Origin of the sequence: Longimonas sp., from assembly GCF_046498435.1 — a bacterium.
Classification (GTDB): Bacteria; Bacteroidota; Rhodothermia; order Rhodothermales; family Salinibacteraceae; genus Longimonas.
Genome location: NZ_JAWOAR010000155.1, coordinates 1 through 10,530 on the forward strand (window position 1 = coordinate 1; position 10,530 = coordinate 10,530).

Genomic DNA, 10,530 nt, shown 5'->3' on the forward strand with positions numbered 1-10,530 from the left:
ACCGAATCCGACGAGTTTGGCACCCGCGTGCTCGACTTGTTTGCGCCCATTGGCATGGGGCAGCGCGGCCTGATTGTAGCTCCGCCCAAAGCGGGTAAAACGGTCTTGCTGCAGAAGATTGCTGATGGCGTAACCCACAACCATCCCGATGCGCATCTGCTTGTGCTGCTCATTGACGAGCGGCCCGAGGAGGTAACCGACATGGACCGCAACGTGGAGGGCGAGGTCATTGCATCGACCTTCGACCGTGAGCCCCAGCGTCATGTGGAGGTGGCCGAAACGACGCTGCTTAAAGCGAAGCGTCTTGTTGAGTCGGGACAGGATGTTGTCATCCTGCTCGATTCGATTACGCGGCTGGCACGGGCGCACAACGCGGTGGCGCCAAGCCAGGGCCGCACGCTTTCGGGGGGGGTAGAAGCCGGTGCGCTGCGCGGACCCAAGCGCTTTTTTGGGGCTGCACGCAAGGTGGAAGACGGTGGGTCGCTCACCATCATTGGTACGGCGCTCATCGACACGGGTAGCCGCATGGATGAGGTGATCTTCGAAGAATTCAAAGGCACCGGCAACATGGAGCTCGTGCTCGACCGCGAAATGGCCGACCGCCGTGTCTATCCAGCCATTGACTTGCTGAAGTCGGGCACGCGCCGCGAGGAACTGCTGCTCGACAAGGCCACGCTCAAGCGCGTGTGGATCATCCGCAAGCTTATCGCTGACATGGATCCGGGCGAGGCAATGGAGTTCTTGCTCGATAAGATGCGGGGCACCGAGAGCAACGAAGAGTTCCTGGAGCAGATGAACTCCTAACCGCCCGGATTCGAGCGCGTACCCACGCGATTGGCATTGCTGCAGAGGGCTTGTTGGGGTCTATAAAAAATGAGCTCCGGCAATCGCAGAACGAAATCGTCAAATATTGGACAACGAAGAAAGCGGGACGCCCCATTGCTGTGGCGCCCCGCTTTCTTATGAAGGGGTTGTAGTGCTGTGTTACAGGTCAATCTTGGGGGAGTCGCGCACCTCTCTTACATGCTGTCATCTTGAGCGAAGCGGCTCCGCCAAGGAGACGCGGAGTCCTGACACGAGCGAAGCGACTGATGAACGCAGTGAATAAAGATCTCCCCCGAGGTGGGCAGGATCCCCTGTCCCGCCGGATCTTCTGAATGACGAGGAGATGGTTCGACTGCGCTCACCATGACAGGCTTCGTGGGAGGGTGATTGCAAGACAACCATCAAAATAAGGGTTGACACAGCAGTAGGGATAGGCGCTTCGCACAGCGCTGGCTGTCTGCGGGTATGCCAACCCCGGTAGCTTTGTTGGTATCTGGAAAAGCGAACAGGTGAACGAGAAAACCATCCACCCGCCTCCCCAAAATCCGATGTGCTGTGGGGGCGATCCGGCAGTGCGGCCCCTGCTCGTGCTTTCCTACGATATGTCTTCGTAGTAGGGTGTAAAGCTGGGCAGGAGCCCATGCTGGGCGGCCAGCGTGAGGAGCTCGATGGCCGCCTCTTCAGGCAAGTCGTATGCGTCGTACACGGTGCTGTCGATGGCAAGGGTATAGGGCACGTCGTCTTCCTCGTTGTCGAGGTCGGTTTCCGACTCCCAGGCCGTGGCCTCTTCGATGAGGAAGGTGTCGTCTTCGGGCGAGTAGGAGGCCAGGTACTCCTCGCGTTCCTTGGCCGGATCCACCAGGCTTAGTACGCCCACAATGCCGTATTCGGTATCGTAGAAAAGCGTTTCGGTGAGAAGGCGCAGCGTAAAGTTTTCGGCGTCGAAGTCGGCCATTGGGATGCGGGGGCGTGTAGGTGAAAGCAGGGCAAGGGTGTTAGGACGTGTAAGGTAGCAGACACACGCGTTGATTCCAAATGCACGTTAGGGCTGTTGCTGTCGCCAGTGAGATAATCGCCCTAAAAGCAACATTGGGCGTGGCGGGGACTGCGATGGGTGCTCGGGGTTGTTGCCGGGCTTTATGCTTCCCCTGAATACATACTCTAAGACGACTTTGCGTGCGTTGGAGCAAGCGTGTTGAGCGAGGCGTGGGCTGTTTGGGGAAGCCAGTTGCGCAGGTAGGCCCAGGCATCCGCCCCCTGAAGATGGGTAAGGTCGGCCTGGAAGGTGGCGACCAGGTGCCGGAGCAGGGCAGGGGTTACGGTATCCACCGAAACAGCATCGGGCTGCTCAACATCGAGCGAGGTGACGCCCCGGTCGCGGATGCCGCATGGCACGATGTGGTCGAAGTAGTCGAGATTGGTGGTGACGTTGAACGCAAAGCCGTGCATGGTGACCCAGCGGCTACATCGGACGCCCATAGCGCAGATTTTGCGTTCGGGGCCGTGGGCGTCGGGGCCGATCCATGTGCCGGTGCGCCCGTCGACGCGGGTGCCGGTTACGCCGTAGTCGGCACAGGTGCGGATGACGACTTCTTCGAGCGTGCGCAGGTACCAGCCCAAATCGGTTGAGAAGCGGTCAAGATCGAAGAGCGGATAGCCCACAAGTTGTCCGGGGCCGTGGTAGGTGATGTCTCCCCCCCGGTCGATGTGGTGGAACGTAGCGCCGAGGGCATCGAGGGCGGCTTCGGAGAGGAGCAGGTGGTCGGCCTGGCCGCTTTTGCCCAGTGTGTAGGTGTGTGGGTGCTCCAGTAGCAGCAACACATGCGGCGGCGAGCGCCGAGGGGTGGCACGCTTTGCTTGAATGAGCGCCTCTTGCATGTGCTGTTGCAGGGTCCACGTAGCTGCGTAGGGCACTTGCCCCAACTGGCACACAACAACGGGTTCGGTTGACACGATAGGGGCGGGTGGTGAACAGAGGACAGCGTTTGTGCGACAGTGTGCGCTTCAAACGGGGGATGGACGGGGCGGTTCGTGGGGGAAGGCTATGCCCGGGGGTTGCAGAGACGCTCTAACTCCTCGACAGATACAGTGCGGCGTTTCACTGTGTGAACGTCTTCATCTTCGGTGTGGAACTGCGCGGTAAACACGAGTTCGCCATCATCGGCCGTGGTGAGACGGCATTTGGGCTGGCCGTCGTTATAGAGACCCCATACGTCGTACACCAGGCTTTTGAGCGGATGCTCGGTGGCAGCACTTTGTTCAATCATCTGCTGTGCGAGCGCTTTGGCACCAACGAGCACGTGGGCACGGTCGAGGCCGTGAGGCTCCAGTAAAGTGCGGGCTTGATCATCGATGGTCATGGCATGCATACTGTCTGTGAAATATATGTTGGGGTACGCGAATGACAATGACGGGGTAGCGATTCTATGGCTTGTATAGTCGTGTCGAGACAGTAACAGTTGCAGGCAATCGTAGGAAAAACAGCACAATGTGACTGTGGCACTCTGAACGAATGTCCCGGCTCGTCATCCAGGTGCGCAATCTGATATGCGCCACTGGCGAATAATTTGGTCAGGGTTGGGATCATTTTCTGTTTGTGTCCTTACTATGAAAGGCAGGCATAAAAGCGCTTTCAGGTGTAAGGATGAGCGTCTGCACGCGTTGGTTCTTTCAAAAAAGCCCCTTGGTCTTATGTATCGTTGGGTACTGTTATTTGCTATTTCATTATTATGGACGCCGATCAGTTCGGCACAGATCACCGAGGAGGTGAGCGATATTACCGGTGAGTATCGTGTGGCGAGCGATGATATGAATGACCTCTGGATCGACACGTACGCCGGTGATTATGGCGCGTATATGCCACGATATGTGTCGAATCCCTCGCTCGATCGTGAGCGCTGGATGATCATCTTCTACGGGTTTACCGATGAAGAAACGAGCATGTCGGATGCGGACAACGTCTACATCACCATCGATGGGCAGCAGATTCAGCCGTTGGATGTGACGATGCGCACGCGGGTGCTCGATGATGAGATTATGGAGGTTGCGGAAACGGTCTACTCCCAGTCGATCTTCACACGCATGGCCAATGCCGAGGAGGTGCAGGTTGACATTGGAGATGAAACGTTTGAGTTGCCCGACCGCGAAGAGATGCGCATGATTCTCCAAACCGTTAACAACCAAGGCGAACAAACCGCCAGCAGTGACGACGATTAGTAGCCAATGCCCCCTTGGGGGTACGCGTGCAGCCTCCAAAGACGTGCTTGAACGGCGCTTGAGGTAGTGGCTCCCGCAATCTACTGGCGATCGGCCAAGTCTGGTACTGTGTGTAGGACGTAGAGACCGGTGCAGCGCGCCGTGCGCGTTGTGCCGTGTCGAAGCACAGGCACAAAACAAGCTTTCCCATTCCCAAAAGGCATCCTGGCACAGCCGGGATGCCTTTTTGCGTTGGGGTAATCAGAACGGAATGCGGAGATGCGCACTTGCTCCAGACGTGTGTGCTCCGCAACTGCGTATGTCCGACGGCATAACAGACGGTCGGCGGAGCAACTAGAGGGCGGCATGACTATGCACACAGTACAATGGCTTGCGCAGCGCCTTGCACCTTGCCTGTGTACCTGCTATTCTTAACGTGCTGGAGATATTGTGCACTACGCTCACAGTGCCGCCTCAGCACAGGACCGTACCCCGATTCCGACGCACCTACTTCCGCGCTTGTCTATGCCCGAAAAACCCCTGCCGCCGTCGATGGGCGGTGCAGCCGAGCTGCTCGACATCTCATTCGACGTGCTCACGGCAACGCGGGTTGAGGCGCAGATGCCCGTAACCCCCGACCATCACCAGCCGTTTGGGCAGTTGCATGGCGGCGTAAGTGTTGTGTTGGCCGAGAGCGCAGCCAGCGTGGGCGGCTACCTGGCAGCACCTGAAGGCCAGACAGCCGTTGGCGTCGAAATCAATGCCAACCACGTTCGGGCCGTCTCCGAAGGCACCGTGTACGCCGTGGCCGAACCTTTGCATGTGGGCAGCCGCACGCATGTGTGGGACGTAAAAATCCGGGATACGGCGGACCGCCTCGTTTGCGTTAGCCGTTGCACGCTTGCTGTCGTTACTCTCTCTAACGTGTAGCCTGTGCGCTCTTTTGAACCAGGCCCCCGTTAAGGGCCTCCACTGGTTTGCTTGTCTCAACCGTTCGTTGCCTATGCCTGCTCCGCTTGCTGGCCTCCACCACATCACGGCAATCACCGGTACAGCCCAAGCAGCCATTGACTTTTATGCCGGGATTTTGGGGCTGCGCCTTGTTAAGGTGACGGTCAACTTCGACGACCCGACTATGCATCACCTTTATTTCGGGGATGCGCGAGGCACCCCTGGCACGCTTCTCACGGTCTTTCCGCAGCCCCGTTCGTTACCAGGACAAGCGGGATTGGGAGTGCCTGCACCAGTTGCGTTCTCCATTCTGCCCGATGCCCTGCCCTTCTGGCGCACCCGCCTCGGCGAGTTGGGCTACACGCCGGTCCTTACCCATCGCTTTGGCACCCCCATGCTGCGATTCCAAGCGCACGACCTTACGTCGTGTGCGTTGGTCCCTTCGCCTGACGGCACCACTACGCCGTGGACACCCGCCGCCCCCTTTCAATCTACCACGGCATTGCAGGGCCTGCACAGCGTTACACTGCCGGTCCCCGACTTAGACGCGTCTACGTCGTTTTTTGCGGATGTGTTGGGCTGGTCGCTCATGCACGACGAAGACGGGCTGCGTCGCATGAAAGCTCCAAGCCGCCGTTCGCTGCAAGCGCCTCGGGCATGTGCCGGGCGCTTTGTGGACCTTTCAGATCGCCATCCTCCCAGCCAAACGGGCACACGAGGCCCAGGTGTGGTGCACCATATTGCATTTCGTGTACCTACCGCTGCGGCGCAGCACGCATGGCGTGAGCGACTCATGCACGAGGGCTTCCAGGTGAGCGAAGTGCGCGACCGTACCTACTTTAAATCAATATACTTTCAGGATCCGACACGCACTGGCGGCGCCCTATTCGAAATTGCTACTGATGGCCCCGGCTTCATGGTCGACGAGCCGTTCGACACGCTGGGCCATGCACTCCAAGTGCCCGAACAGTTGGAGGACCGCCGCAGCGACCTGACTGTTGCGCTTCCAGATCTCGACCGGACTGTCCTCAAAGCCCCGCCTACCGCCGATCCGGATGCCAATCCACCGGTGTATTGAGCCAGCTACGCCGCCCGTTTGTAGCATTAAATTGCCTCATTTTACCCCCCTCGTTGCTGCCATGCCTACTCCGCCCGACTGGGTTCAACATGCCGTATTCTATCAGATCTTTCCCGATCGCTTTGCACGAAGCGGGCATGTAGAAGCCCAACAAGCAGTAACCTTACATCCCTGGGGGCATCCGCCGGAAGAGCAGGGGTTTCAAGGGGGCGATCTGTATGGCATCATTCAGCACCTCGACTATCTGCAGGATCTGGGAGTTACGGCGCTCTACCTGAATCCGATCTTTGCCTCGGCGGCCAACCACCGATATCACACCTACGACTACTACACCGTAGACCCGCTACTTGGGGGAAACGAGGCGCTGCACGACCTGCTCAACGCAGCACATCGACGCGATATGCGCGTGGTCCTCGACGGGGTGTTCAACCATGCCAGCCGCGGCTTCTGGCCGTTCCATCATGTGCTCGAAAATGGCATCGAATCGCCCTATGCTGACTGGTTTCATCTGCACGGCGAGCCGCTGCGTCCGTACGGCCCCGAAAGTGAGCCGGCCAACTACGACAGCTGGACGGGCCTGCGTGGGCTGCCCGAGTTTAACACCGATCATCCGCCCGTGCGCGACTTCCTGTTCGATGTGGCGACCCACTGGGTGGAACAGGGCATTGACGGATGGCGCCTGGATGTACCGGGCGAGATCGACGATCCCGATTTCTGGCGCACCTTTCGCACGAAGGTAAAAGCCGTGAATCCGGACGCGTACCTCTGCGGCGAAATATGGACACACGCCGACCGCTGGCTGCAAGGCGACCAGTTCGACGGGGTTATGAACTATCCGTTCATCGATTCGCTTTTCGGGTTCGTAGCCCACGACACCATCCACGGATTCGATCATCGACACTTTGACTTTGCGCCGCGCACCGGCGAGCAGTTTGCCCAAGAGGTGATGAACACGTTCACGCGCTATCCGCGTGCCATTCAGCACGCCCAACTTAACCTGCTCGACAGCCACGACACCCCACGCGCATTGCACACCCTGGGCGGGTCGGTCCCGGCACTGCGCATGGCTGTGCTCTTTCAGATGACGATGCCCGGTGCGCCTTGCATCTACTATGGCGACGAAATTGGCCTACAGAGCGCTGGCGATCCGCATTGTCGCGAGGCGTTTCCGTGGCACGACGAGTCGGCCTGGCACACCAACCTGCTGGCGTTCTACGAGCAAGCTACCGCGCTGCGTCACGAGAACCCCGTGTTGCGTACAGGCCGCGTCGAAGTGCTACACACTACCGACAGACAGGTGGTATTTCGGCGCCAGACGGCTGAGCGCGAGGCTCTCATTGCCTTCAACACGGCGGATACGCTGGCCACGCTCACCATGCCGGCCCCCGCCTTGAACCACGCCACCTACCAACCCGTGTGGCCGCCCGACCGCACCGCCGGACTCCACGCTTTAGATCCCACTGTGCAACTGCCCGAACACAGCGCGGCTGTGTGGATGAGTCCAGCCTCTGCTGCATAAGTACATCCTTCGCATCCCCCCAACAACCAACTGTTTGATTGTATGCCTACTGTAGCTATAACCGGTGCCGCTGGTGCCATTGGATCGGTCACGACCCGCGTGTTTGCGGATGCTGGGTGGAAGCTTGGCCTGTTCGACTACGATGCCGATGCGGTAGACGCCCTGCGTGCCGACTACCCCAGCGCGTATGTGGCACAGGCCGACCTTACCAACATCGATGCGGCCCGCACCGCGTTCGACGGCATGGCCAACCAGCACGAAGCGCCTCACGCCGTGCTTGCTATTGCAGGCGGATTCGCCATGCAAGCAGCCACCGAGGCGACCGATGCGGACTACGCTCATATGATGGACTTGAATATGCGTACGCTCTTTAACACGGCGCGTGCTGCGCTTCCGCACATGCAGTCGCACAGCGAAAGCTTCCTCTTGGGCGTGTCGGCCCCTGCTGCCGAAAACGGGGCCGCGAACACCGGGCTGTACGCCGCCTCAAAAGCGGCTGTGGCTGCGTATCTGAAGTCGCTTCATGCCGAATTGCATTCCGAGGGCGTACGCGTTTCTACGCTCTACCCAATGGGGGTTGTGGACACGCCTGCCAACCGCGAGGCCATGCCCGACAGCGATCCAAGCACCTGGGTGGCCCCCCAAGAACTTGCCGAAACCATGCTACACGCCGCTACGCGCACCGCCCGGGGGCACATTCAAGCCCTTAAGGTGTACGCCGCCACGTAACGGCTCTTTCGACGCCATTTTGTCTTTGCCTTTTGTTGCCTTATGACCACAACGGAAAAACTCGAAGCCATTGCCAACAATCTCTGGTGGACGTGGACGCCTCGCGCCCGCACGCTGTTTGAACAGGTGCATCCAGAAGCCTTTGCTGCGGCAGGCAATAGCCCACATGCTGCGCTGCGTGCGGCCAGTGAGGAGCGCCTTGCCGATCCGGAGCTTGCAGACGAGGCTGATGCAGTGTACGAGGCCTTTGAGGCGTACATGAAGGCCCCTGCCGAGATCAGCGACGCACCCGAGACGGCGTACTTCTGTATGGAGTACGGCCTGCACGAAAGCATGCCCCTCTATTCGGGCGGGCTTGGCGTGCTGGCGGGCGACCACACCAAAGCCGCCGCCGACCTGGGCCTTCCCTTTACTGCTGTTGGGCTGCTGCTGCGCGAAGGCTACTTCCATCAGTCGTTCGACGAAAACGGCAACCAGCAAGCCAACTACCCCCCGCTCGATCCCGGGAAGCAGCCGCTCTCGCTGGTTACCAACCCCGATGTGGAGCCGCTGCGCGTGTCAGTGCCGCTTGGCAATGCTACGGTGCAGGTACAAGCCTGGGAGGCCAAACTCGGCCACGTATCTCTCTACCTGCTCGACACCGACCATGAAGGCAACCCCGAGTCCTTGCGCGGGCTTACGCGACGCCTGTACCAGGGCGGCGACCGCGAACGCATCCGGCAAGAACTCGTGCTGGGCGTGGGCGGACTGCGTCTGCTGCGCGCGCTGGGCAACCAGCCCGATATGTATCACGCTAACGAAGGGCACTGCGCCTTTCTCATGTTTGAGCTCATGCGCGAACTCATGGAAACAGGCCACACGCAGACCGAAGCCGAAGCTGCGGTGCGCCAGGAGTCGGTCTTCACCACACACACGCCAGTTCCCGCAGGCCACGACCGCTTTGCGCCCAAGCTGTTCGATACGGAGATGGCCGGATACGCCAGCGAGCACCCGCTGAGCATCGACGACTTGGCTGCCTACGGGCGCGTCGACCCCGACAACGACACCGAAGAATTCGTCATGACGGTGCTCGGCCTCAACCTATCGCGCGCAGCGAATGGCGTGTCCAAGATTAACGGACGCGTGGCGCAGCAGCAGTGGGACGACCTGTACCCGGACTTGGAGGTCGACGACGTGCCTATTGGGTCTATTACCAACGGCGTGCATCTGCCCACATGGACGGCTGCACCCGCGCGCGACTTCCTGGCGGTGCACACTGAGGGCGACTGGGCCCACGAGCGCCACACATCCGCGTTCTGGGCGCCACTCGCCGAGGTGGATGACGCTACGCTCTGGGCGTATCGCTCGAAGCTGCGCGCTCGGCTCTTGAACTACGCCACCGACCACGTGGCGCATCAGTCGCTGGAGATGGAGGCCGACCTCGATCCCGACGCGCTAACCATCGGGTTTGCACGGCGCTTTGCCACGTACAAACGCGCCCCGCTCATCTTCACCGACCTGGACCGCGCCCGCGCCCTCTTCGCCGATGCGGAGCGGCCCATCCAGATTCTGTTTGCCGGGAAGGCCCACCCCGCCGACGACGCCGGACAGGCGTTCATCCGCCGAATCTACGAGATCAGCCAGCAAGACGGCTTCCGCGGACGCGTGCTGATGCTTGAAAATTACAACATGGAGGTGGGCCGCATGCTCGTGTCTGGCTCTGACATATGGCTCAACAATCCGCGCCGCCCCATGGAGGCCAGCGGCACCAGCGGCCAGAAAGTAGCGGCGCATGGCGGACTCAACCTCTCGGTCCTCGATGGCTGGTGGCCCGAGGGCTACACCGGCACGAACGGCTGGGCCATTGGCCCGGAGCCTACCGGCACGTTTGCACCGCGCGGTCCTGAAGGGCAGAAGAAAGAAGATGCCCGCGATGCCGAGTCGCTGTACACGCAGCTCGAAACCTCGGTCGTACCCGAGTTCTACACACGCAACGCCGACGGCATTCCAACGGCGTGGGTCAACCGCATGCGCGAGGCCATAACCGGGCTTCCGCCTGCGTTCTCTGCCAAGCGCATGGTTATCGACTATGTCAACACCATGTATCGCCAGCCGGTGGAGCAGGTGTAAGACACCGCATCCAGATATTGCCTCTCTGCTGAGGTAAACCTAATGAGGCACACAAGAAAAGAGGCCCTCCGACTATGGGGGGCCTCTTTTTGTTGTAGTCGAAGGGTGGGATGGGCGCCTTGAG

At 60.0% G+C, this 10,530-nt stretch carries 10 protein-coding genes; 7 read left to right on the plus strand and 3 right to left on the minus strand.

Annotated features, from left to right (window positions below; translation table 11 throughout):
• On the plus strand, positions 1–804 hold an 804-nt coding region (gene rho, locus R6U20_RS05775; protein WP_410336914.1), incomplete at its 5' end, for a transcription termination factor Rho.
• Between the two features lie 616 nt (positions 805–1,420).
• Here rho and R6U20_RS05780 read toward each other — a convergent pair.
• The 3 genes from R6U20_RS05780 to R6U20_RS05790 form a co-directional block, all read right to left on the minus strand.
• Positions 1,421–1,780, minus strand: a complete 360-nt coding sequence (locus R6U20_RS05780) for a hypothetical protein (protein ID WP_410336915.1) — start codon at positions 1,778–1,780, stop codon at positions 1,421–1,423.
• 206 nt (positions 1,781–1,986) lie between these two features.
• Positions 1,987–2,781, minus strand: a complete 795-nt coding sequence (lipB, locus tag R6U20_RS05785) for a lipoyl(octanoyl) transferase LipB (protein WP_410336923.1) — start codon at positions 2,779–2,781, stop codon at positions 1,987–1,989.
• 86 nt (positions 2,782–2,867) lie between these two features.
• Entirely contained in the window at positions 2,868–3,185 is a 318-nt protein-coding gene (locus R6U20_RS05790) for a hypothetical protein (protein WP_410336916.1), read from the minus strand.
• Between the two features lie 331 nt (positions 3,186–3,516).
• On the opposite strand from R6U20_RS05790, the gene R6U20_RS05795 reads away from it, so the two are divergent.
• The 6 genes from R6U20_RS05795 to glgP all read left to right on the plus strand — a co-directional run bounded on the left by R6U20_RS05795 (position 3,517) and on the right by glgP (position 10,406).
• Positions 3,517–4,041: a hypothetical protein gene (locus tag R6U20_RS05795; RefSeq protein WP_410336917.1), complete on the plus strand. Its 525-nt coding sequence runs from the start codon at positions 3,517–3,519 to the stop codon at positions 4,039–4,041.
• 504 nt (positions 4,042–4,545) lie between these two features.
• Positions 4,546–4,950 (plus strand): hotdog fold thioesterase, encoded by a 405-nt coding sequence (locus R6U20_RS05800; protein WP_410336918.1) that lies wholly within the window; start codon positions 4,546–4,548, stop codon positions 4,948–4,950.
• 73 nt (positions 4,951–5,023) lie between these two features.
• Complete coding sequence (locus R6U20_RS05805) at positions 5,024–6,049, plus strand: ring-cleaving dioxygenase (RefSeq protein WP_410336919.1); 1,026 nt, start codon at positions 5,024–5,026, stop codon at positions 6,047–6,049.
• Positions 6,050–6,110: 61 nt separating this feature from the next.
• Positions 6,111–7,568, plus strand: coding sequence for a glycoside hydrolase family 13 protein (locus R6U20_RS05810; RefSeq protein ID WP_410336920.1), 1,458 nt, complete (start codon positions 6,111–6,113; stop codon positions 7,566–7,568).
• 42 nt (positions 7,569–7,610) lie between these two features.
• On the plus strand, positions 7,611–8,297 hold the full coding sequence (locus tag R6U20_RS05815) for an SDR family oxidoreductase (RefSeq protein ID WP_410336921.1): 687 nt from the start codon (positions 7,611–7,613) through the stop codon (positions 8,295–8,297).
• Between the two features lie 42 nt (positions 8,298–8,339).
• Positions 8,340–10,406 (plus strand): alpha-glucan family phosphorylase, encoded by a 2,067-nt coding sequence (gene glgP / locus R6U20_RS05820; RefSeq protein WP_410336922.1) that lies wholly within the window; start codon positions 8,340–8,342, stop codon positions 10,404–10,406.
• Positions 10,407–10,530 lie beyond the last annotated feature (124 nt).